23 protein-coding genes, 1 other RNA gene and 1 pseudogene are annotated in these 20,883 nt (G+C 53.8%); 12 read left to right on the plus strand and 13 right to left on the minus strand.

Annotated features, from left to right (window positions below; all coding sequences use genetic code 11):
• Positions 1-18 precede the first annotated feature (18 nt).
• On the minus strand, positions 19-1,506 hold the full coding sequence (locus EAE_RS13060; protein ID WP_015704601.1) for a UbiD family decarboxylase: 1,488 nt from the start codon (positions 1,504-1,506) through the stop codon (positions 19-21).
• A 119-nt stretch (positions 1,507-1,625) separates the two neighbouring features.
• Here EAE_RS13060 and EAE_RS13065 point away from each other — a divergent pair, with 119 nt between their 5' ends.
• Positions 1,626-2,516 (plus strand): LysR substrate-binding domain-containing protein, encoded by an 891-nt coding sequence (locus tag EAE_RS13065; protein ID WP_015704602.1) that lies wholly within the window; start codon positions 1,626-1,628, stop codon positions 2,514-2,516.
• 32 nt (positions 2,517-2,548) lie between these two features.
• Here EAE_RS13065 and tesB read toward each other — a convergent pair whose 3' ends face one another.
• On the minus strand, positions 2,549-3,412 hold the full coding sequence (gene tesB / locus EAE_RS13070; RefSeq protein WP_015367933.1) for an acyl-CoA thioesterase II: 864 nt from the start codon (positions 3,410-3,412) through the stop codon (positions 2,549-2,551).
• Between the two features lie 220 nt (positions 3,413-3,632).
• On the opposite strand from tesB, the gene EAE_RS13075 reads away from it, so the two are divergent.
• Complete coding sequence (locus EAE_RS13075) at positions 3,633-4,145, plus strand: YbaY family lipoprotein (protein ID WP_015367932.1); 513 nt, start codon at positions 3,633-3,635, stop codon at positions 4,143-4,145.
• Between the two features lie 38 nt (positions 4,146-4,183).
• Here EAE_RS13075 and EAE_RS13080 read toward each other — a convergent pair whose 3' ends face one another.
• Both EAE_RS13080 and EAE_RS13085 read right to left on the minus strand, forming a co-directional pair.
• Positions 4,184-4,498: an MGMT family protein gene (locus tag EAE_RS13080; RefSeq protein ID WP_015704603.1), complete on the minus strand. Its 315-nt coding sequence runs from the start codon at positions 4,496-4,498 to the stop codon at positions 4,184-4,186.
• 60 nt (positions 4,499-4,558) lie between these two features.
• Entirely contained in the window at positions 4,559-4,957 is a 399-nt protein-coding gene (locus tag EAE_RS13085; RefSeq protein WP_032707556.1) for a hypothetical protein, read from the minus strand.
• Positions 4,958-5,211: 254 nt separating this feature from the next.
• Between EAE_RS13085 and ffs the strand changes: the two genes are divergently transcribed.
• The 3 genes from ffs (at position 5,212) to EAE_RS13100 (ending at position 6,091) form a co-directional block, all read left to right on the plus strand.
• Positions 5,212-5,308, plus strand: an RNA gene (ffs, locus tag EAE_RS13090) — signal recognition particle sRNA small type.
• A gap of 313 nt (positions 5,309-5,621) precedes the next feature.
• Positions 5,622-5,879 (plus strand): hypothetical protein, encoded by a 258-nt coding sequence (locus EAE_RS13095; protein ID WP_015367929.1) that lies wholly within the window; start codon positions 5,622-5,624, stop codon positions 5,877-5,879.
• Positions 5,876-6,091, plus strand: a complete 216-nt coding sequence (locus EAE_RS13100) for a hypothetical protein (protein ID WP_015367928.1) — start codon at positions 5,876-5,878, stop codon at positions 6,089-6,091. The genes EAE_RS13095 and EAE_RS13100 overlap by 4 nt, the downstream gene beginning before the upstream one ends.
• Positions 6,092-6,223: 132 nt before the next feature.
• Here the strand turns inward: EAE_RS13100 and yczR are convergent, their stop codons facing one another.
• Positions 6,224-7,651 carry a MocR-like transcription factor YczR gene (gene yczR / locus EAE_RS13105; protein WP_015704605.1) on the minus strand — a complete coding sequence of 476 codons (1,428 nt, stop codon included), beginning with the start codon at positions 7,649-7,651 and terminating at the stop codon, positions 6,224-6,226.
• Between the two features lie 87 nt (positions 7,652-7,738).
• Here yczR and yczE point away from each other — a divergent pair, with 87 nt between their 5' ends.
• Positions 7,739-8,353 (plus strand): membrane protein YczE, encoded by a 615-nt coding sequence (gene yczE, locus EAE_RS13110; protein ID WP_015367926.1) that lies wholly within the window; start codon positions 7,739-7,741, stop codon positions 8,351-8,353.
• Positions 8,354-8,441: 88 nt separating this feature from the next.
• The gene (locus EAE_RS13115; protein ID WP_015367925.1) at positions 8,442-8,795 is read left to right on the plus strand and encodes a DUF1428 domain-containing protein; all 354 of its coding nucleotides are present in this window, start codon (positions 8,442-8,444) and stop codon (positions 8,793-8,795) included.
• Between the two features lie 41 nt (positions 8,796-8,836).
• On the opposite strand, the gene EAE_RS13120 is transcribed toward EAE_RS13115, so the two are convergent.
• Entirely contained in the window at positions 8,837-10,396 is a 1,560-nt protein-coding gene (locus EAE_RS13120) for an EAL domain-containing protein (protein WP_015704606.1), read from the minus strand.
• 218 nt (positions 10,397-10,614) lie between these two features.
• Between EAE_RS13120 and EAE_RS13125 the strand changes: the two genes are divergently transcribed.
• Positions 10,615-10,875 (plus strand): type B 50S ribosomal protein L31, encoded by a 261-nt coding sequence (locus EAE_RS13125; protein WP_015367923.1) that lies wholly within the window; start codon positions 10,615-10,617, stop codon positions 10,873-10,875.
• A gap of 2 nt (positions 10,876-10,877) precedes the next feature.
• Positions 10,878-11,018 carry a type B 50S ribosomal protein L36 gene (ykgO, locus tag EAE_RS13130; RefSeq protein ID WP_003859006.1) on the plus strand — a complete coding sequence of 47 codons (141 nt, stop codon included), beginning with the start codon at positions 10,878-10,880 and terminating at the stop codon, positions 11,016-11,018.
• Here the strand turns inward: ykgO and EAE_RS13135 are convergent.
• The gene (locus EAE_RS13135; protein ID WP_015704607.1) at positions 11,015-11,725 is read right to left on the minus strand and encodes a GNAT family N-acetyltransferase; all 711 of its coding nucleotides are present in this window, start codon (positions 11,723-11,725) and stop codon (positions 11,015-11,017) included. The genes ykgO and EAE_RS13135 overlap by 4 nt on opposite strands.
• Before the next feature lie 102 nt (positions 11,726-11,827).
• Between EAE_RS13135 and pdxR the strand changes: the two genes are divergently transcribed.
• Positions 11,828-13,282, plus strand: a complete 1,455-nt coding sequence (gene pdxR, locus EAE_RS13140; RefSeq protein ID WP_015704608.1) for a MocR-like pyridoxine biosynthesis transcription factor PdxR — start codon at positions 11,828-11,830, stop codon at positions 13,280-13,282.
• Here the strand turns inward: pdxR and EAE_RS13145 are convergent.
• Positions 13,257-13,721 (minus strand): YlaC family protein, encoded by a 465-nt coding sequence (locus EAE_RS13145; protein WP_015367920.1) that lies wholly within the window; start codon positions 13,719-13,721, stop codon positions 13,257-13,259. The genes pdxR and EAE_RS13145 overlap by 26 nt on opposite strands.
• Positions 13,722-13,767: 46 nt before the next feature.
• Between EAE_RS13145 and EAE_RS25235 the strand changes: the two are divergent.
• A pseudogene (locus tag EAE_RS25235) lies at positions 13,768-13,872 on the plus strand (hypothetical protein); the annotation flags it as partial.
• Here EAE_RS25235 and maa read toward each other — a convergent pair.
• From maa to acrA, 5 genes are all read right to left on the minus strand, one after another.
• Positions 13,847-14,410, minus strand: a complete 564-nt coding sequence (gene maa / locus EAE_RS13150) for a maltose O-acetyltransferase (protein WP_015704609.1) — start codon at positions 14,408-14,410, stop codon at positions 13,847-13,849. The pseudogene EAE_RS25235 and the gene maa overlap by 26 nt on opposite strands.
• Positions 14,411-14,541: 131 nt before the next feature.
• Positions 14,542-14,760, minus strand: a complete 219-nt coding sequence (locus tag EAE_RS13155; RefSeq protein ID WP_015367918.1) for an HHA domain-containing protein — start codon at positions 14,758-14,760, stop codon at positions 14,542-14,544.
• A 26-nt stretch (positions 14,761-14,786) separates the two neighbouring features.
• Positions 14,787-15,161 carry an Hha toxicity modulator TomB gene (gene tomB / locus EAE_RS13160; protein ID WP_015367917.1) on the minus strand — a complete coding sequence of 125 codons (375 nt, stop codon included), beginning with the start codon at positions 15,159-15,161 and terminating at the stop codon, positions 14,787-14,789.
• A gap of 471 nt (positions 15,162-15,632) precedes the next feature.
• On the minus strand, positions 15,633-18,779 hold the full coding sequence (acrB, locus tag EAE_RS13165; RefSeq protein WP_015704610.1) for a multidrug efflux RND transporter permease subunit AcrB: 3,147 nt from the start codon (positions 18,777-18,779) through the stop codon (positions 15,633-15,635).
• Positions 18,780-18,801: 22 nt separating this feature from the next.
• Positions 18,802-20,001: a multidrug efflux RND transporter periplasmic adaptor subunit AcrA gene (acrA, locus tag EAE_RS13170; protein WP_020079451.1), complete on the minus strand. Its 1,200-nt coding sequence runs from the start codon at positions 19,999-20,001 to the stop codon at positions 18,802-18,804.
• Between the two features lie 142 nt (positions 20,002-20,143).
• Here acrA and acrR point away from each other — a divergent pair, with 142 nt between their 5' ends.
• On the plus strand, positions 20,144-20,794 hold the full coding sequence (acrR, locus tag EAE_RS13175; RefSeq protein ID WP_015704611.1) for a multidrug efflux transporter transcriptional repressor AcrR: 651 nt from the start codon (positions 20,144-20,146) through the stop codon (positions 20,792-20,794).
• Positions 20,795-20,883: the final 89 nt, after the last annotated feature.

Here is a 20,883-nt window from a genome sequence, read left to right on the forward strand (position 1 = left end):
TTTTTCTTTGCGTGGAATTTATTTCTTACTGAAGCCAGGGATAAAGCGGTCAACATCCACTTCCATAAACTGGCTGCGCTGGAAGTGGGCTTTCATATTCCACGGGACGGTGCAGTCGAAAATGGTTTTGCAGGCAATACCGCTATCGCGAATCGATGGGCTGAAGGCCGGGTCGGATGATGGATCCAGCGGATGGCAACGTACGCCGGGAATAAACACGGTGCTGACATCGCCCTGATAGCGGGTGGTCATCGCCCACATGACGTCGTTGATGTCGAAAACGTCGACGTCTTCATCGACCAGCATTACGTGCTTTAGCTCCGAGAAGGCGGAAAACGCCAGTAGCGCGGCCTGACGCTGACGGCCCTCATCGCTGGGGGTGCGTTTCTTCACCTGCAGCACGGCGAGATATTTACCGGTGCCTGGCGAAGGACAGTGGACGTTTTGCACAAAGCCTGGAAGCGCGCGCTCTACCATTTGCAGAATGCTGGCTTCGGTCGGGATCCCGGCAAGATTGGTATGTTCATCGCTCGGCCCGATACAGGTTTGCAGAATCGGGTGACGGCGGTGGGTAATTGCTTTGACTTTGATCACCGGCACTTCCGCCTGAGCGCTACCGGTATAGCCGGGGAACTCCGGCATCGCTTTCCCGCTGTTGGTATTCTGATCTTCGCGGACCCGCACGCCCGGTAGCAGTTCACCTTCAATAACGATTTCGGCGTTGGCGATGGCGCGGGCGTTGACGCTCACGCATTCGCTGAGCTCGACGGCCTGATTACGTAGAGCGCCGGCGATGGAGAGTTCATCAAACCCGAGAGGGGTGGTCGGCGGCTCAAAGCAGGCGCCAATTTCAATCGCTGGATCCACACCGATGCTAATCGAGATAGGCAACGCTTTCCCGGCCGCCTCGGCTTTTTGCCGGAAAGTATCGAGATGACGTCCCGGTACGAAATACATTGAGATTTCGTCTTTGCTCTGTACGCACAGGCGGTGGATGGTGACATCATGATCGCCGGTTTCCGGATCCGCGGCATAGCACATGCCGAGGGTAAAGTAGGGACCCGCGTCTTCCGGGGTGTTAGTCGGCGCAGGCAAAATTTTGAGAATATCGAAATCAGGATCGCTTGCCAGATGTACCACCTCCTGGCAGGCCGCCTGGTCGCGCGGGATGGTGATTGGCGCGATAGGATTCGCCACGGAGTCTTTGAGCATAAACGCCAGGTTTTCCGGCGTGGTGCCAAACAGGCGGGCGACGCGCTGGCGTGAACACAGCAGGCCAATAAGCACTCTGACATCATCGTAGCCTTTGACCTTATTAAAGATCATCGCCGGGCCAACGCGGGTCGGGCGCTGAACGGTGCCGTGGGCGCCGACATAGCGGTACACGCCGGAGAGCTCGGCGATGGGGTCAACGGGTTCGTCGGTGTAGATAAGTTCATCATCGTACTGGCTTAATACCGCCAAAGCAGAACGCAGATCGGTTACTTTCATTTGTTGTTCAGACATCGTACTTCCTTCAGGTTTCTGGCAATGGCTATTCATTCTCACCAGATACCGATAAGAGTCCAATCACATTTCCCCTCATTTTAATAAGAGATTATTATCAGTGTTTTCGGGAGGGCGTGATGGATTATCGACAGCTACAGGCATTTACGGTTCTGGCGGAAGAATTGCACTTTGGTCGGGCGGCGCAGCGTCTGCATATCACGCAACCGGCGCTGACGCAGCAGATTAAAAGTTTTGAGAACGCGCTGGAATTGCGGCTATTTACCCGCGATCGACGCAACGTCGCGCTGACCGCCGAAGGGCAATTTTTGCTGGCCGAGGCGCGGATGATCCTCGGCCACTGCGATAAATTTCGCGAGAATGCGCGCAGTTTGCGGCAGGGGCGCAAAGGGCAGTTGAAAATTGGCTACGTTGGCTCGGCTATTTTCGACCCGGCGTTGAGCGTGTTAATAGGAAATTATCGTCAACGTAAACCCGAAGCCGATCTGCTGATTGAAGAGCATAACGTTAACGACCTGATAACCGGGCTATTAAGCGAAACGGTCGACCTGGCGTTTATTCGCTCGCCAGGGGCGCAATATGATGAACTGGAGTCGCTGGATATTGCGACCCGGCCGCTGGTGGCGGTGGTACCTCGCCATCATCCGCTCGCCAGCCGGCGCGCTATTCCACTCGCGGCGCTGGCGGAAGAGACGTTTTTTATTCAGCAAGATCCGTGCGGCGTCGGACTGGGTTGGTCAGCCATCAGCGCCTGTCGGCAGGCGGGTTTTACGCCCCGTAAGATTCAGTACTCGCGTGATGTCTCCACGGCGATAGGCCAGGTATCGATGGGAATGGGCGTGACGTTGGTGCCCGAGACGCAAAGCGCCATGCTGGTGTCGGAGGTCAGCTATTGCCTGCTGGAAGAGACCTTTGCCGTGACGACGCTTACGCTGTGCTGGCGGCGGGAGAGTCGCAACGGGCTATTGGGTGATTTTATTGCCGGTGCGCGCGAACTGCTTGGCCGTTAAAGGCAAGCGGGCCCATGCGGGCCCGTCGCGAATTAGTTATTGCGGTTACGCATGACGCCTTCCTGCACCGTCGAGGCGACCAGAATACCGTCCTGGGTATAGAATTCGCCGCGAACAAAACCACGGGCGCTGGAGGCGGAAGTGCTTTCGACGCTGTATAGCAGCCATTCGTTGATGTTAAACGGGCGGTGGAACCACATTGAGTGGTCGATGGTGGCAACCTGCATACCCGGCTCAAGGAAGCCGACGCCGTGCGGCTGTAGCGCTACCGGCAGGAAATTAAAATCAGACGCGTAGCCCAGCAGCGACTGGTGGACGCGAATATCATCCGGCACTACGCCGTTGGCGCGGATCCACACCTGGCGGGTGGGTTCGGCAACGTGGCCTTTCAGCGGGTTATGGAACTCCACCGGGCGAATTTCCAGCGGTTTATCGCTGAGGAACTTCTCTTTTGCCTGCGGCGGCAGCAGATGCGCCAGTTTACGGGCGATATCGGTTTCAGAGGGCAGGCCTTCCGGTGACGGGGCTGCCGGCATTGCTTTTTGATGTTCGTAGCCCGGTTCCGGGGCCTGGAACGAGGCGGTCATGTAAAAGATGGGTTTACCGTGCTGGATAGCCGCCACCCGGCGAGCGCTGAAGCTATTGCCGTCGCGCAGCACTTCAACATCGTAAACGATGGGTTTTTGGCTATCGCCGGGACGCAGGAAGTAACTATGAAAGGAGTGAATCAGGCGTTCCTCAGGCACGGTTTCTTTGGCGGCATACAGCGCCTGACCAACCACCTGGCCGCCGAAGACCTGACGTAAGCCGAGGTCTTCGCTCTGCCCGCGAAACAGCCCTTCTTCAATTTTTTCCAGATTTAATAATGCCAGCAGATTGGTTAGAGCCTGACTCATAGTTACCCTCAATTAATGATAGCGGCGCTGACGCAGCGCGTATTGTGGGCAAGTATAACCTGGAATCTCAAGTGGTCCGATGGGTGTAATAATCTGAATAAATGCCCCTTTCCGGGAATTATTCTGAGATCTGTGCCACACTTATTCACGATACTAATGTCTTAGCCATCGTGATGGCAGGACGTACTCCTGTGACTAAAGGGATGAAAAGGAGAACATAATGAAATTTGCCTATATGTTAAGTGCTATCGCCGTTGCTGCGGCCTTATCCGCCTGTGCGAATAACCCGAACAGCAACGCCGCTCATCAGACGACGGCACCCGATCCTTACGGCATTGCCTCACTGAGCTCCTCGCAGCAACAGCCTAATGTTTCCGGGACTATCAATATTCGCCAACGCGTAGCGTTACCGCCGGATGCGGTACTGACCGTGACGTTGTCCGATGCGTCGCTTGCCGATGCGCCAGCGCGTGTATTGTCGCAAAAAGCGGTCCGTACTGAAGGTAAGCAGGCGCCGTTCAACTTTGTGCTGCCTTACAACCAGGCGGATATCAAACCGAACGCGCGGATCTTGCTGAGTTCGGCGATTACCGTAAATGGCCAGTTGATGTTTATCACCGATACCGTGCAGACCGTGGTAACCCAGGGCGGTAATCGCGCCGATCTGGTGCTGGTGCCGGTGCAGCATGCGCCAGTGCCGGTGGCTAATGATATGGCGCCGATGGCGCAATAAACGTCTCCATGCCCCTGTTCAGGGGCATTTTTTTGCCCTTAATAAACCCAGCGATAGTGTTGCAGGTCGATATGACCGCTGCCGGAGACCTGGACGCCTTCCGCTAGCAGCGCCTGACGCTGGCGCTGTAGGTCAGGGCCGGTCAGCGAAATATCGCCGTGGCGATTCACCACCCGGTGCCATGGCAGCGTTGAGCCTTCCGGTAGGCGCTTTAACACGCCGCCCACCTGACGCGCCGCGCGCGGCGAGCCCGCCAACAGAGCGACATCGCCGTAGGTGGTGACATACCCTTCCGGAATTGAGGCGACTATCTGCCAGACCCGCTGGGGAAAGCTGTCGTGGACGTCCTCCATCATCACTCCTTCACGCGAGAAAAGCTCAGAATAAGCGCTTGCCCCCATACTGTACAGCCGTCAAAGGACGGTGAATTCCAGCGCCAGCCCGAGGATCTGCATACCATGAATATTGTCATGCGGGCTGTTGGCAATCAGGCTTTCAAGAAACTTCAGCCGCTGCGATTGCGCATTGATAATCAGTTTGCCGCGCAGCGTCGGGTATTTGAGCGATGAAATGGGATAAACCACCCGGCCTTTAACCTCAACGGGCAGCTTACGCAGCTCGACGTGTTGCAATACGCCCACCGTGGAAAAGAGCAGGGCAACGGGGGTCACCGATAACAACGGCGCGGGACTGACGCTGACGAAATCCAGCAGCAGCTCGGGGCGTAGAAAATTCATGCCGTGAAAGGGTACGGTTACGCCATCAATGGCGGGCATGGGCAAGGTAGTGGTGGAGCGTGGTGATTGAGTCATGCGATTACCGTAGCGACAACACGTTGAAAAGACACAGGACGAATAAGTATGGCGGGTTGCGGTAAACTGTGCCGCGATGGGGCTCGCAATCTCTCTCATTGCTGGGACGTTCGGCCGGACAAAGGCACTATTTGCCGGGAAAACCTACGTTTTGCATAATAAACCAGCAGCTGGACGCGAGTGGCTTGCAATTCAGGAGTGCTATAGGGATAATGCGCCAGCGCGTTGGTTATCAACGCTCTCAATGGGGGCTCTGTTGGTTCTCCCGCAACGCTACTCTGTTTACCAGGTCAGGTCCGGAAGGAAGCAGCCAGAGCAGACGACGTGTGTGCCGGGATGTAGCTGGCAGGGCCCCCACCCATTTCTGGCGGTCCTGATTTAAAATCCCTTCATTTGTTGTGCTTTTATTCTCTGCTACTATTATAGGCAGCTTCACTTTATTTATTGTTTTACGTTACTAAAACGACTCTTTTTTATACCTTAATTTTGTATTGTCATAAATATGAAATAATAATGACATACTAATGTCATTTTCATGTCATATATAATGGGCAAATTATTCCCTGGAATTACCAGATATTATTAAGGATAAATAATATCTCTGGATCAAGATGTTAACTTCGTGTATTAATTATGATGATTTTATTGCACGGGAAGCGTGATCATGACCACAGTAGTTCTGAATGTGAAAATTGACGCAGAGTTAAAAGATAAACTGCGTCATTATGCGGAAGTGAATAACGAGAATTTAGGCACGGCAACGGAGAAGCTGCTGCAATTGGCGCTGGCGGCCATTGATTCAGCAGACGAGGCGGGGGTTTCGCATGAGGATATTGATAACCAGCATACCGAAGAGGAAGCGTCGCCGTTAACCCCTAAAGAAATCAAAGCATTACGTAAACTTCTGAAGAAGAAAAGATGAAACAACAATTCTCTACAGCCAGCAGTTACAGTGAAGCCTGTGATCTGCTTCGTTCCGGGTACGTTAAGCACGTGCGCCTGAACTGGAATATCGGTAGTGATGAGTTTTTTCGCATTGCTTCCGACTGGTGTGAAACCGGCGCAAAAATTAAAAAAGATGACGATGGCTTTATTATTTCGCTAAAAGGTTTTCCTATTCCGCGCCAGCATTAATGAAATGACTACGCTGTTGTCATCGTAATGACATGCGGCGTGGGCAAGATGGCACTGCAATTTTATAAAACATCTCATATTCATCATGGATGGTGGTTTTTGACGGGCTGATACCAGCCCGTCGATATTTTATTATATTATTTTACGCATTCGCGTCATTTCTTTCTGTTGCGTAAGGGTCTGCCACAGCGGTTGTAAAATGCTGAAGGCGTTGCGCAATTCCGTATCCGGCAGGGTGAAAGGCAAACGTAAATAACGATCGAAGGCCCCCTCCAGGCCGAAACGCGTACCGGTACCGATATGAATGCCGGCATTCTCAGCGCGCACCGAAAACTGCGTTGCCAACATCTTCGGCAGCTCCACCCAAAACGATAGCCCGCCCTCGGGGACGCAAAAGCGCCAGCGGGGAAAATATTCCGCCATCAACGCAGCGCACATATCACGACGCGCGGCCAGCATTGCCCGCCGCAGCGGCAACAGTGTTTGTTCGTTCTCCAGTAGCCAACAACAAGCCAGCTGTTCCAGCAGCGGCGAGCCGAGATCGAGCGTATCCCGTGCCTGGATGAGCGAGGCGATAGTCGACGCTGGCGCGCGGATCCAGCCAACCCTCAGTCCACCCCAGAACGTTTTACCCGCGGAACCAATAGTGATTATCGGCGCTTCAGGGTTGAAAGCCGCCAGCGGCGGCGGCGGTGGGGCGTTGTACCATAAATCGACCATTGTTTCGTCAGCGACCAGCGTCGTTCGCGTGCTGGCGGCCAGATCGGCGACGCGCTGCCGGGTTTCGCTATCCATGCAGCGACCGGTGGGATTATGAAAATCCGGCATCATAAAGGCCAGCCGCGGCGAAGTTTGCGCAATGGTCGCCGCCAGGCCGTCGCAGTCCCAGCCCTTTTCCGGTAAAGAGACGCCTATCGGTCGGCAGGAGGCGCCGCGAATAGCGTTAATCGCCATCGGGTAAGAGGGCGCGTCAACTACCACCCGATCGCCTGGCCCGGTTAACAGACGCAGTACCAGGGCAAATCCGCTCAGCGCGCCATTCACAATCATCACTTCATCCGCCTGCGTCGGCAGGCCGCGTTCGCTATAGCGGCGGGCAATGATTGCGCGCAAATCGACTAACCCCTGCTGATCGTACCCGGTATAGGACAAATACTGCGGCATCAGCGTCAGCGCGTGGCTGTAGGCTTGATGAATCTCCGGTCCGGCGCTGAGGGCGGCGGTGGCGAGATTGACCGATGGCGCCGAAAGCGTCTGCTCTCCGGGGAGCAGAGGGCCGGCAGGTAGCGCAATGCGTGAACCACTTCCCTGGCGACTTTGCAGATAGCCTTCTTCTCGCAATAACCCCAGCGCGCTGGCGATAGTGGTGCGGCTAACATTTAGCGCCGTCGCCAGTTCTCGCTCGCCGGGCAGACGGGTCTCCAGCGCCAGCCGTCCATCAAGGATCAACAGACGCAGCGCTTCTGCCAGCTGCCGCCACAGCGGCGCGCGCGAGGAAGGGGATTGCCAGTTGCCGAGCAGGCGTACCAGCGATTGTGTTCCAAAACGACGTACTGACATAGCGATCCACTTTTAAAAAACTGGCCATTAATTACCAATCCATTTTTGCTGATGATGGGGGTATTCGCAATACATACTGAGGTGTTTATGGTCCGTCGCTTGCTACAACTTTATATTGGTCTGGTGCTCTATGGCGTGTCGACGGCGTTATTCGTCCATGCCAACCTCGGGGCCGATCCGTGGGATGTGTTTCATCTGGGGGTGGCGAAACAACTTAATATCAGTTTCGGTACGGTGATTATTGCGACCGGCGCCGCGGTGCTGCTGCTGTGGATCCCGCTGCGTCAGATGCCGGGTCTCGGCACCATTAGCAATGTCATCGTGCTTGGCCTTGCGGCCGATGCCACGCTCGCGGTACTTCCGCCGCTGGAATCGCTGCCCGCGCGTAGTCTGCTACTCGCCGGCGCGGTGGTGATGAATGCGATAGCAACCGGGATGTATATCGGCGCCGGTTTTGGTCCCGGGCCGCGTGATGGCTTGATGACCGGATTGCATGCGCGAACCGGCTGGTCTTTGCGTGGTATCCGTACCGCTATCGAAGTCTCGGTACTGCTGATTGGCTGGCTGCTGGGCGGCAAAGTCGGGGTTGGCACCGTGGTTTACGCCTTTGCTATCGGCCCGCTGATCCAGCTGTTTTTACCCTGGTTCCGTCAACCGCGAGCAGTCAGTACGGCGGCGAAAAGCCGGGGGCTGGCGTCCTGAAATCGCCGTTCGCGATAGCAGCGACTAAACTTATCACTCAGACGCCGACGGATATGCCGCCGGCGCTGTTCACTTCGGAGACTCACTCATGAAGTATGTTGATGGTTTTGTCGTTGCCGTCCCTGCGGAAAATAAGGAGGCATACCGCGAACTGGCAGCAAAATCGGCGCCGCTGTTTAAAGAGTTTGGCGCCACGCGCGTCGTGGAGTGTTGGTCGGATGATGTCCCGGAAGGAAAGCTGACGGATTTCCGCATGTCGGTTAAAGCGCAGGCGGATGAGGAAGTGGTTTTCAGTTGGATCGAGTACCCGTCTAAGGAGATCAGGGATGCGGCCAATGCGAAAATGATGAGCGACCCGCGGATCAAAGCGCTTAGCGATAGCTTGCCCTTTGACGGCAAGCGCATGATCTTCGGCGGGTTTGCGCCGATTCTTGACGAGTAAATCCGGCGGCGCGACTGGTTGCCAGCGCGCCGCACATGGTATTAATGCATTTTAATATTATGTTCCGCCCACTGAATAAATTCCTCTTTCGGTAGCGCCTTACAGTACAGCCAGCCTTGCGCGTAATTGACGCCATGCGCGCGCAGCCAGTCGCGCTGAGCGGGCGTTTCCACTCCTTCGGCGACAATCGCCAGATTCAGCGCCTTCGCCATCTCAATGATATGCGGCGTCAGCGGCTTATATTCCAGGGTATCGACAAATGACTTGTCGATCTTCAGCGTATCGACATCCAGCGTTTGCAGGTAGCTGAGGCTGGAATAGCCGGTGCCGAAATCATCGATCGAGATCCGGTGTCCCGCCTGGCGATAGCCAATAATCACCGGCAGAGTGGTTTGCGGATCGACAAAGCCGCGTTCGGTAAGCTCAAGGGAGATCTGTTCCGCATTGATTCCCCAGCGCGCCAGTTGTTCCTTGAGTAGCGTTGGCAACGTAGGTGAGCGCAGGTCATCCACCGACAGATTAATAGAGATGTGCATCTGCGGATGATGGCGCAGCCAGGGGCCGAGGTCGGCAAAGATTTTACGCACGATATCCTCGGTCAACCGGGTGATCAGCCCGGTTTGCTCGGCCAGCGGGATAAAAATATCCGGCGATAAAAAAGTGCCATCCGGCTGCTGCCAGCGGGCCAGCGCTTCGGCGCCGGCGATTTTGCCATCCTCCAGCGAGACGATCGGCTGATAGTAAACCTGGATGGCATCGGATTGCAGCGCATCCAGCATGCCATAACGCGGCGAGCGTAGTCTGCGCAGCAGGCGTAGAAGTAAAAAAGAGGTCAACAGGCTGGTAAAGAGCCCTATCGGCAGCCATAGCAGCAGCTGCTGGCGAAGGCGCGCATCCAGTGGCTGCGTGGACGACCAACTGGCGACGCCAAGACCCAGTTCAGGGATGATATGCACGCGATAGACGGTGTCATTCAGCGTTAGCGTCTCGCTATGGAGGTTTTTAATTCGCGTCCAAACTGCGGGATCGATCGGTTGGCTACTGATCACCACCTGATCGTGCTCGGTGCCAAATAATATCGTGTGGATCTTTTCCTGACCGGTGGCGATGACATCAATAAACGACACCGGGTCTATCATCACAATATGATTTTTGTTGCCAAAGGCGGTCATGCGATGTTGCAGGCCGAGGTCGTTGATTGAGGTAAGCCAGGTGCTGTAACCGTCGGCGGTGACGTGGTCGGGCTGCGGAAACGTCACCGAGACCTGGTGATCCTCAAGCGATGAGCACATCGGCACCGAATTACGCAACCAGAGTACTTCCTGCACATAGCGATGGGTGTAGGCAATACGGCGCATATTCAGCAAATGTTCTGGTGAACAGGCACTGGCGCTGTGCGCATCGGCTTCTTGTAATGCTTCTTTGGCCTGAGCGGCGACTTGTTCTACGCGCATGACAATGCGTTTTGAGTAGTGGTCGAGCTCGCTATAAAACTGCGCCTGCGCCTGGCGCATTGCCAGCCAGATACTTAAGGCGATGGGTAGCACGATGGCGAGAATAAGCACCCCTGTAACCAGACTCATTAAATGGCGAGTCGTCATGGGTATGTCCTTATTTTACGGGGAATTGCTCTGAGTATACGCGAAAGCGAAGAAAAGACCCGGGTCGCGAATATTGCGATTCGGGAGAAGGGGGCAAATGATCGCCCTCTGAGCCACCGCGTGGTTGCCGCTGAAACCGTAAATTTCCTGTGGTTGATCTTTGGCGGTCAACGGTGTACTTTAATTGTTATGTTATAACATAAAAATTGAGGTTTGCCATGAAAGCTAATATTCATCCGCACTACCGTACCGTCGTTTTTCACGATACGAGCGTAAACGAGTACTTCAAAGTGGGATCCACTATTAAAACCGAGCGTGAGATTGAACTGGATGGCGTAACCTATCCGTATGTCACCTTAGATGTTTCGTCTAAATCCCATCCGTATTACACCGGTAAGCAGAAAACACATGCTACCGAAGGCAGCGCCGCTCGTTTCCGCCAGCGCTTCGGTGGTTTTATTGATGCGAAAAGGAGCTAAACATGCAGGTACTGAACTCATTGCGTAGCGCTAAACAGCGCCACCCGGATTGCCAGATAGTGAAACGCAAAGGGCGGCTGTATGTTATCTGCAAAAGTAACCCGCGCTTTAAGGCGGTGCAGGGACGTAAAAAACGGCGTTAATTCGTTGGTTTGCGAAAGCTTTCCAGCGTGCGGTATTGCTGGCCGTTGGCATCAAAATTACCGGCGGCCAGCCACTGGCGCATTGCGCTATCTATCTGTGGCCACTCGCTATCGATAATGGAAAACCAGTCGGTATCGCGATTGTGGCCTTTTATCACCAGTGCTTGTCGAAAGCGCCCCTCGAACTGGAAACCTAAGCGCAGCGCCGCGCGCCGCGACGGTTCATTCAGACTATTGCATTTCCACTCATAGCGGCGGTAGCCGAGCGACTCAAAGACATAACGCATCAGCAGCCACTGTGCCTCGGTGGCCATTGCTTTGCGGCTCAGTAGCGGCGAAAAGTGAACATGGCCGACTTCTACGACGCCGTTTTTGCCGTCAATACGCATCAGCGCTAACGATCCGACCGGCTGCCCACTGCGTTCATCAATTACCGCGAAGTGAAGCGGATCGTTTAGCTCGCTGATGCTGGCAATCCAGGCGCTGAACTCGGTAACGCTGTTTTCCGGTTCACGCAAAAGCCAGGTCCAGGCGCGGGTATCAGGTGCCTGTCGATAGGCGTTGAACAGCGCTTGCGCGTGTTTGACGTCAAGCGGTTCCAGGCGGCATAACTGTCCTTGCAAGGTCTGGCGCTGCGGCCAGGGGCGTGGCTGCCAGTCAGGTAAAGCGTCGCCAACGAGTTGGTTGAATTGGTTGTATTGCGTCATCGGTCAAGTCCTGTTTGCGGGAAGAGTCCTGAGATTAAACGTCTGCTGGTTCCATAAAAAGGGCCATAAAGGTATCTTTTTAGGGTGCCACGAGGAGCCATGATGAATATTCCGGACGATGCTTTTTTTGCCCTACTGACGCGCGGGATACAGCAACGGGGAGACGCGACGCTACAGCGCGCACTCTATCAGGCGCTGCGCGAGGCCATTTTACAGGGCGAGTTACTCAGCCATAGCCGGTTGCCGGGCGCGCGCGTTATTGCGCAGCGTGCTGGCGTATCGCGCAATACCGTAAATAGCGCGCTGGAACAGCTGGCGATAGAGGGATATATGATCCGCAGTCGTCAGGGGACGTATGTGGCAGCGCTCAATACGCTGGCGGAAAGCGAGCCGGCGCCACCAACGTTTGTTTTGCCTGAGCGCTTGCGCACGCTACCGCTGCCGGGTCGACGGGACTCCCCGGCACTGTTGTTGACTACCGGAATGCCCGCGGTGAACTACTTCCCGCTGGCTATCTGGCGTCGTTTGCTCGATCGGGTACTGCGCGAGGATGGCAGCACGATCCTTGGATACGGGGAGGCGGCCGGTGAACCGGCGCTGCGCGAGGCGATAGCCCGTCATCTGACTTTATCCCGGGGCATACGCTGCACGGCGCGGCAAATTGTGATCACTGAAGGCGCGCTGGAGGGCGTTAACCTTTGCACGCATCTGCTGAGCGTCGCGGGGGATACTGCCTGGGTTGAAGAGCCCGGTTATTTCGGCGCGAAAAGCGTGTTTATTAAAGCCGGGCTACAGCTGAAGGGGATACCTGTTGACGGTGATGGCATGTGTCCTGATACCGTTAACGAGGTAGCGCCGCGGCTTATCTTTACCTCGCCTTCGCACCAATATCCGAGCGGGGCGGTGATGAGCGCCGGACGTCGTCTGGCATTGCTGGAATATGCCCGCCAGCATGACGCGTGGATTGTGGAAGATGACTATGATAGCGAGTTTCGCTACAGCGGCGAGCCGATTCAGGCGATGCTCGGCATGGTGGCGCAGGCGCCGGTGGTTTACCTTGGTACCTTCAGCAAAACGCTATTTCCTTCATTAAGAATAGGCTTCGCGGTGATGCCGTCGGCGCTGGCCGAGGCGGCGCAGGGAGCGATCGGCGCGCTGCTGCGCGGCGGCCATCGTCTGGAACAGCGTGCGCTGGCGCTGTTTATCGAAGAGGGCCATTATGCGCGCCATCTGGCCTCAATGCGCCGATTATATCGTCGGCGTCAGCAGCAATTACGCGAGGCTGTGGTAAGCGAATTCACGCTGGCGAATGAGATTTGGGGTGGAGAGGGCGGGCTGCATTTAACGGTTGCTGTCGATGACATTGACGATGTGCAAATTGTCGAGCAGGCGCGTCAGTATCAAATGGCGCCAGCGGCGCTTAGCCGCTTTTATCTTAACCCGCATAAGGCGCGTAGCGGTTTGGTTCTGGGGTATGGCAATACGTCCGCGGCGCATTTCGTACCGGCGCTGCGGACGTTGAACAGGCTAATCAGGCAGCAACGCGGGTCAGGGTGAAAACATCGTAGAAGGAGAGTTCACCTTTGGTCGCGATCATTTTCTGCAGTTGAGCTTTCTGCTCATGGGCGACCTGTGGCGATTGCAGAATGCCGTCAATCAGCTGTTCAGGGACGAAACGGGTATTATACCATTCACCGTTATAACAGACGCGAAAATCGAGCACATCGATATCTTCATAACGGTAGCGCGGGTAGACGTCAAAGAAGAAAAAGCCGTTCAGCAGAACAAACAGAACGATCAGCAGCCACACGGAATCCACCAGCGTCTCAGAGCGCAGCATGACGATGAGAGTGGCCAAAAAGGCGGCGTACATAGCGACAAATAGCCATGGATGGTTGCGAATAAAACTGATACTAAAACGCGGGCGATTATCGCGCTTTTCTTTTTCGTTCAGTTCCTCGATGGTATTGGTTAGCAGGCGCTGTATTTCTGTCATTTTAGTCCCCGAATTCTTCGTAGAGCCCGGTTTTTCAGGCTCTACGGCTCAGTCTGAGGGCTATTTTATGTTGCTGAAGACCGGCGTTAAAGTAACAGATCAGTTACAGAAAAGCATAACAGTTACTATTTTTCGGTTAATAGCAGCTTGATGATTTGGGCAGGATTACCGCCAACTACCGCATTGGCCGGCACGTCTTTCACCACCACTGCGCCGGAGGCAATAACCGCATTGTCGCCAATGGTCACTCCAGGGTTGATGACCGCCCGGCCGCCAATCCATACGTTGTGGCCGATCGTTACCGGTTTACCATACTCGATACCGCTGTTGCGTTCCGTTGGGTCCAGCGGATGGGTCGCGGTATAGATATGAACGCCCGGCGCCAGCATACAGTTATCGCCAATTCGGATCGGGCAAACATCGAGCATCACGCAGTCAAAGTTCGCGTAAAAATTGGCGCCGAGGCTGATGTTATAGCCGTAATCGCAGCGGAAAGTGGGTTCGATATACGCGTCAGTGGGCTTACCAAATAGTTCAGCCAGCAGAGCGGCGCGCGATTCGCGCTCATCCGGTGCTGAGTGGTTGTAGCGGTGCAGCACCTGCCGGGCATGCAGGCGGTCTGCTTTTAGCGTGGCGTCTCCAGCAAGGTAAGGTTCGCCGGCGATCATTTTCCTTTTTTCTTCGCTCATGGTCTTCTCCTGTTTAAAGAAAAAACAGTATAAAGCGAAACCGGTTTCATATGCAGCAATACGGGACTCAGGCGTTTAATATCCCGAGTAATCCCTGTTGAGGTGCTGTTGTATTAATGACAGAAAATGAACTAGCGGATAAATTTCCATACTGAAGTTGGGATTTTGTCGTATAGCTTATTCATGGTCAATTCAGCAAGACGATGGTCGGCTGCTGAGTAAAATACCGCCAATTCATTGTCGGAAAGTTCATATTTATTCTTTTCAATTACGCGCTCCAGCGTATCAATTGTCTGACAGCGGCGTAAACGCATCAAATAGTCTGTTTTAGTTAATGGTTTACCAGACATCATTTCACCTTTTGAATGTAATAATTCTAACAAGAAAGACTTGCCGGGTTCTCCCGGCTGGCGTTCACAAAGCATCGGAATAACCGATTGCCGGATTTGCGCCATTTTTGGAGATCGCTTGTGTTTATGCCATAGCTACTGAACAGCATAAAAGTGTCATCCAGGTATTCGTCAAGCTGAGAAATCAGCTTATTATCCTCAGCGTACTTAATTTTATAATTAAGCGCGTAAGTTGCTATGTGCTCGATCAATTCATTTAATTGAAGATTCACCGCCGAGGTGGGATCGTTAACCCAGCCGCGGTTGCTTTCTTCCAGGTTTGCAAGGCAGTCATGATACAACGTTTCGCAGAGAAATCTTAGCTGCGCGATATCATGTCTTTTTGGCGAGTACTCGTCCATAACACATCCCCTTGTAAGTGGTTTAAACGACGACTAACAAACACCGTTGTGGGATGAAGACCAGGCTCAAACATTGTAATCCTGTGATTTAACTATAATCCAGTCTCAAAAACATTTCACCGTGCTATTACGAAAAATTACAATAAATACGGTTAATTTATCTTAAAAAAACAGGACCTATTATACTGATTCCTTTTATGTTTGGCGAAACTGGAAGGTCAGCCTTATATATCATAAGTTTATCTGATTGACGCCTGCCTGCAGCGAGAAGGTTGTCGGGAGATTGTTGGTAATTAAGAATATTCTGAATGAGACCTGATGACAAAACCGGTAATCGAAATCTTAATAAAAATAGAACAACGTTCATCAATGTATATTAATGTCAGAACGTAAAATAAACAATAACAATGTGTGCGTTTAAATACCCCTAAAGAAAAAGGGCCGCAAATGCGGCCCTTAGCTTAAGCAAGATTAATGATGCTCAACCGGATGGTTATGCTCAATATCTTCAGTTTTCTTACTGAAGCGGCGACGAACCACCACGAAGAACACCGGCACGAAGAAGATAGCCAGAACCGTCGCGGTCACCATCCCGCCCATTACGCCGGTACCGACGGCGTTCTGTGCGCCGGAACCTGCGCCAGAGCTGATAACCAGCGGCATGACCCCGAGGATAAACGCCAGAGAGGTCATCAGGATTGGACGCAGACGCATACGTACTGCTTCCAGCGTCGCTTCAATCAGGCCTTTGCCTTCTTTTTCCATCAGGTCTTTGGCGAATTCAACGATAAGTATCGCGTTCTTCGCCGACAGGCCGATGGTCGTCAGCAGGCCGACCTGGAAGTAAACGTCGTTAGTCAGCCCGCGGAAGGTTGCCGCTAACAGCGCGCCAACAACACCCAACGGTACCACCAGCATGACGGAGAACGGAATCGACCAGCTCTCGTACAATGCTGCCAGACACAGGAAGACGACGATAAGCGAGATAGCATACAGCGCCGGGGCCTGGTTGCCTGACAGGCGTTCCTGATAGGACATACCGGTCCAGTCGTAACCGACGCCTGAAGGCAGTTTGCTTGCCAGCTGTTCCATCATCGCCATCGCTTCACCCGTACTGCGGCCCGGCGCTGCCTGACCGAGGATTTCCATCGACGGCAGACCGTTGTAACGTTCCAGACGCGGTGAACCATATTCCCAATGGGAAGTGGAGAAGGCGGAGAACGGCACCATTTGGCCATCGCTGCCGCGTACATACCAGTTGCCGATATCCTCTGGCAGCATACGGTATTTCGCTTCAGACATGACGTACACTTTCTTCACGCGACCGCGGTCGATGAAGTCGTTGACGTAGCTGCCGCCCCATGCCGCGCCGAGGGTGGTGTTGATGTCGCTAATTGAAACGCCCAGCGCCTGCGCTTTTTCCTGATCGATATCGATCTTGAACTGCGGCGTATCTTCCAGGCCGTTAGGACGCACGCCAACCAGCAGATCGGGATGCTGAGCAACCATACCAAACAGCTGGTTACGCGCCTGAGTTAATTTCTCATGCCCTAAACCACCCTGATCGATGAGCTGGAAGTCAAAGCCGGTAGCGGTACCCAGTTCGACGATCGCCGGCAGGTTAAACGCGAAGACCATCGCATCTTTAATCTGCGAGAAACGGGCCATCGCGCGGCCGGTAATCGCTTCAACTTTGTTTTCTGAACCTGGGCGTTCGCTCCAGTCTTTTAACGACACGAAGGCGATACCGGTGTTCTGACCGCGGCCTGCAAAACCAAAACCGTTAACCGCGAACACCGATTCAACGTTGTTCTTCTCTTTGGTCAGGTAGTAGTCAGTCATCTCGTCGAGGACTTTCTGCGTACGTTCCTGACTCGCGCCCGCCGGAAGCTGCGCCATACTCAGGAACACGCCCTGGTCTTCGTCCGGCAAGAAGGAGCTTGGCAGACGAACGAACAGGTAAGCCATACCGACGACGATAATCAGATACAGCACCAGGTAACGACCGGTACTACGCAGAATGTTGCCTACGCTGTCGGTGTAATGGTGCGTGCTCTTATCGAACATGCGGTTAAACCAGCCGAAGAAGCCTTTGTGCTCGCCATGGCCGCCTTTCTGAATCGGTTTCAGCATGGTGGCGCACAGCGCTGGCGTCAGAATCAGCGCTACCAGTACCGACAGCGCCATCGCGGAAACGATAGTGATCGAGAACTGGCGATAAATCGCGCCGGTTGAACCGCCGAAGAAGGCCATCGGGATAAATACCGCCGACAGTACCATCGCAATACCGACCAACGCGCCCTGAATCTGACCCATCGACTTACGGGTCGCTTCTTTCGGCGGCAATCCTTCCTCCGCCATTACGCGCTCGACGTTTTCTACTACCACGATGGCGTCATCCACCAGCAAGCCGATGGCCAGCACCATCCCGAACATCGTCAGGGTGTTTATCGAGAAGCCAAACACCGCCAGGATGGCGAATGTCCCAAGCAATACCACCGGTACCGCAATGGTCGGGATCAGCGTGGCGCGGAAGTTCTGCAGGAACAGATACATGACCAGGAACACCAGGATGATCGCTTCCACCAGCGTTTTTACCACTTCATGAATAGAGATTTTCACGAACGGGGTAGTATCGTACGGGTAGACGATTTTCAGGCCTGACGGGAAGTACGGTTCCATCTTCGCCAGCTCTGCGCGGATGGCGTTGGCGGTATCCAGGGCGTTAGCGCCGGTGGCCAGTTTAATCCCCAGACCAGAAGCCGGTTGGCCGTTGAACTTTGCGATGATGTCGTAGTTTTCGCCGCCGAGTTCAACTTTCGCCACGTCGCGCAGACGAACCTGTGAACCATCCTGATTGACTTTCAGCAGAATCTTGCTGAATTCATCAGCGGAAGTCAGACGCGTTTGGGCGATGATCGAGGCGTTCAACTGCTGGCCTTTCACCGGCGGCGTACCGCCTAACTGACCTGCCGCGACCTGGGCGTTCTGCGCTTTAATGGCGTTGATGACATCTACCGGAGTTAACTGGAAGTTGTTTAGCTTCGTCGGGTCCATCCAGATACGCATCGCGTACTGGGAACCGAACAGCTGAACGTCGCCGACGCCGGAGGTACGGCTGATGGCATCCTTCATATTGGCGCCCACGTAGTCGGAAATATCCTCCTGCGTCATGGTGCCGTTAGTGTTGATAACCCCGACAACCATCAGGAAGCTACTGGAGGATTTCTCCACGCTCACGCCCTGTTGTTGTACTTCCTGCGGCAGCAGCGGCATCGCCAGCTGCAGCTTATTCTGCACCTGTACCTGGGCGATATCTGCGTCGGTACCGGACTGGAAGGTCAGGGTGATCTGCACCGTACCGGTGGAGTCACTGTTCGAGGACATGTACATCAGGTTATCGATACCGTTCATGTTCTGTTCGATAACCTGTGTCACGGTGTCCTGCACCGTTTTCGCATCAGCCCCCGGATAGGTGGCCGAGATCGTCACTGCTGGCGGCGCAATCGTTGGATATTGCGCCACGGGGAGTTTCATAATCGAAAGCCCCCCTGCCAACATGATGATTATGGCGATCACCCATGCAAATATGGGGCGATCGATAAAGAAATTAGGCATGTCTTAACGGCTCCTGTTTAAGTTAAGACTTGGTTTGTTCAGACTGAGCGTTCGCGTTGCCGGCGGTTTGCTGTTGGTTGTCTGAAGCTACTTCCTGCGCTTTTACCTGTACGCCTGGTTTGACTTTTTGCAGGCCAGCGACGATCACGCGATCGCCTGATTTCAGACCTTCGGTCACTAACCACTTGTCGCCGATAGCCTGAGTCGCGGTGACCTGACGCACTTCAACTTTGTCGCCTTCGCCGACCACCATCACGCTGGCATCGCCGCGCGGGGTACGGGTAACGCCCTGTTGCGGAACCAGCAGCGCATCCGGGTTAATACCTTCTTCCAGACGTGCGCGAACAAACATCCCTGGCAGCAGAGTGTGGTCCGGGTTCGGGAAGATAGCGCGCAGCGTGATAGAACCGGTGGTCTGGTCAACGGTGACGTCGGAGAATTCCAGCGTACCCTCTTGCGGATATTTCAGACCGTCATTGGTGACCAGTTCGACTTTCGCCTTACCGTTTTCTTGCTTCAGTTTACCGTTCGCCAGTTCCTGTTTCAGACGCAGGAAATCGTTGCTCGATTGGGTAACGTCAACATAGATAGGGTCTAGCTGCTGAACGGTAGCCAGCGCGGTAGATTGCCCGTTTTGCACCAGCGCGCCTTCGGTGACCGCGGATTTACCGATGCGTCCACTGATTGGCGACGTCACTTTGGTATAAGCCAGGTTGATACGCGCGGTTTCAACTGCGGCTTTCGCCGCGACGACGGCGGCGTTGCTTTGCTGAGCGTCGGCAACGGCTGAGTCATATTCTTGTTGGCTGATGTATTTGGTGCCAACCAGTTTCTGATAACGTTTGACCGTCAACTGAGCGATGTTTGCGGCGGCCTGGGCTTTCGCTAAGTCGCCTTTAGCGCTTTCATAGCTTGCCTGATAGGTTGCCGGATCGATCTGATAAAGAGACACCCCCGCCTGAATATCGCTGCCTTCAGTGAAGTTACGTTTCAGAATAATGCCACTTACCTGAGGACGGACTTCTGCGACACGATAAGCATTGGTACGACCAGGAAGTTCAGTGGTGATTTGTAGAGGTGCGGATTTGAGCGTGACAATACCGACTTCCGGCATTTGCTGGGCTCCTTGTTGAGCCGGTTTATCGTCACATCCTGTTAGCGCTAAGCTGCCTGAGAGCATCAGAACGACCGCCAGAGGCGTTAACCCTCTGTTTTTGTTCATATGTAAACCTCGAGTGTCCAATTTCAAATTTTTTAGTGGCTCAAACGTCCACAAACCCACTACAGTCTTTCTATTATGGTCATGCTATGGTACATACATTCACAAATGTATGTAAACGCAACCTCTGTAAAGTCATCAACCTATGGCACGAAAAACCAAACAACAGGCACTTGAAACCCGGCAACTGATTCTTGACGTCGCCCTGCGATTGTTTTCGCAGCAAGGGGTATCATCTACCTCGTTGGCCGCGATTGCAAAAGCTGCTGGAGTGACCAGGGGCGCTATATACTGGCATTTCAAAAACAAATCCGATCTGTTTAATGAAATATGGAGTCTCTCTGACGCCAGCATTAGCGATCTCGAAGTTGAGTATCGGGCAAAATTCCCTAACGATCCACTGTCAGTTGTTCGCGAAATACTCGTCTATATCCTCGAAGCGACGGTAGTAGAGGAGCGTAGACGCCTGATGATGGAAATCATCTTCCATAAATGCGAATTTGTCGGAGAAATGGCCGTTGTCCAACAAGCACAGCGCAGTTTATGGCTTGAAAGCTACGATCGTATTGAGCAAACATTAAAAGATTGTATCACTGCTCAACAATTACCTGCGAATTTACTCACTCGCCGTGCGGCAATTCTGATGCGCAGTTATCTTTCCGGATTAATGGAAAACTGGCTCTTTGCACCAGAGAGTTTTAACCTTCATGCGGAAGCCCGTGCTTATGTCGATGCGCTGATTGAGATGTATCAGACCTGCCCGTCGCTACGAAGTTCGTCTGAGGTCATGGCCTGAATCCGCAGGCGTAAATAAAGGTAAATTTTACTTATCTCTGCCGCTATTCGCGCGCAGGGAGAAGTGCTATTCTGCGCGCTGCGACGACC

Source organism: Klebsiella aerogenes KCTC 2190 (assembly GCF_000215745.1).
GTDB classification, from domain to species: domain Bacteria; phylum Pseudomonadota; class Gammaproteobacteria; order Enterobacterales; family Enterobacteriaceae; genus Klebsiella; species Klebsiella aerogenes.

Bases quoted from the DNA above. Each gene is read 5' to 3' on its own strand.
- EAE_RS13060 (WP_015704601.1), bottom strand. From the start codon at position 1,506: ATGTCTGAACAACAAATGAAAGTAACCGATCTGCGTTCTGCTTTGGCG.
- EAE_RS13065 (WP_015704602.1), top strand. From the start codon at position 1,626: ATGGATTATCGACAGCTACAGGCATTTACGGTTCTGGCGGAAGAATTG.
- tesB (WP_015367933.1), bottom strand. From the start codon at position 3,412: ATGAGTCAGGCTCTAACCAATCTGCTGGCATTATTAAATCTGGAAAAA.
- EAE_RS13075 (WP_015367932.1), top strand. From the start codon at position 3,633: ATGAAATTTGCCTATATGTTAAGTGCTATCGCCGTTGCTGCGGCCTTA.
- EAE_RS13080 (WP_015704603.1), bottom strand. From the start codon at position 4,498: ATGGAGGACGTCCACGACAGCTTTCCCCAGCGGGTCTGGCAGATAGTC.
- EAE_RS13085 (WP_032707556.1), bottom strand. From the start codon at position 4,957: ATGACTCAATCACCACGCTCCACCACTACCTTGCCCATGCCCGCCATT.
- EAE_RS13095 (WP_015367929.1), top strand. From the start codon at position 5,622: ATGACCACAGTAGTTCTGAATGTGAAAATTGACGCAGAGTTAAAAGAT.
- EAE_RS13100 (WP_015367928.1), top strand. From the start codon at position 5,876: ATGAAACAACAATTCTCTACAGCCAGCAGTTACAGTGAAGCCTGTGAT.
- yczR (WP_015704605.1), bottom strand. From the start codon at position 7,651: ATGTCAGTACGTCGTTTTGGAACACAATCGCTGGTACGCCTGCTCGGC.
- yczE (WP_015367926.1), top strand. From the start codon at position 7,739: ATGGTCCGTCGCTTGCTACAACTTTATATTGGTCTGGTGCTCTATGGC.
- EAE_RS13115 (WP_015367925.1), top strand. From the start codon at position 8,442: ATGAAGTATGTTGATGGTTTTGTCGTTGCCGTCCCTGCGGAAAATAAG.
- EAE_RS13120 (WP_015704606.1), bottom strand. From the start codon at position 10,396: ATGACGACTCGCCATTTAATGAGTCTGGTTACAGGGGTGCTTATTCTC.
- EAE_RS13125 (WP_015367923.1), top strand. From the start codon at position 10,615: ATGAAAGCTAATATTCATCCGCACTACCGTACCGTCGTTTTTCACGAT.
- ykgO (WP_003859006.1), top strand. From the start codon at position 10,878: ATGCAGGTACTGAACTCATTGCGTAGCGCTAAACAGCGCCACCCGGAT.
- EAE_RS13135 (WP_015704607.1), bottom strand. From the start codon at position 11,725: ATGACGCAATACAACCAATTCAACCAACTCGTTGGCGACGCTTTACCT.
- pdxR (WP_015704608.1), top strand. From the start codon at position 11,828: ATGAATATTCCGGACGATGCTTTTTTTGCCCTACTGACGCGCGGGATA.
- EAE_RS13145 (WP_015367920.1), bottom strand. From the start codon at position 13,721: ATGACAGAAATACAGCGCCTGCTAACCAATACCATCGAGGAACTGAAC.
- maa (WP_015704609.1), bottom strand. From the start codon at position 14,410: ATGAGCGAAGAAAAAAGGAAAATGATCGCCGGCGAACCTTACCTTGCT.
- EAE_RS13155 (WP_015367918.1), bottom strand. From the start codon at position 14,760: ATGTCTGGTAAACCATTAACTAAAACAGACTATTTGATGCGTTTACGC.
- tomB (WP_015367917.1), bottom strand. From the start codon at position 15,161: ATGGACGAGTACTCGCCAAAAAGACATGATATCGCGCAGCTAAGATTT.
- acrB (WP_015704610.1), bottom strand. From the start codon at position 18,779: ATGCCTAATTTCTTTATCGATCGCCCCATATTTGCATGGGTGATCGCC.
- acrA (WP_020079451.1), bottom strand. From the start codon at position 20,001: ATGAACAAAAACAGAGGGTTAACGCCTCTGGCGGTCGTTCTGATGCTC.
- acrR (WP_015704611.1), top strand. From the start codon at position 20,144: ATGGCACGAAAAACCAAACAACAGGCACTTGAAACCCGGCAACTGATT.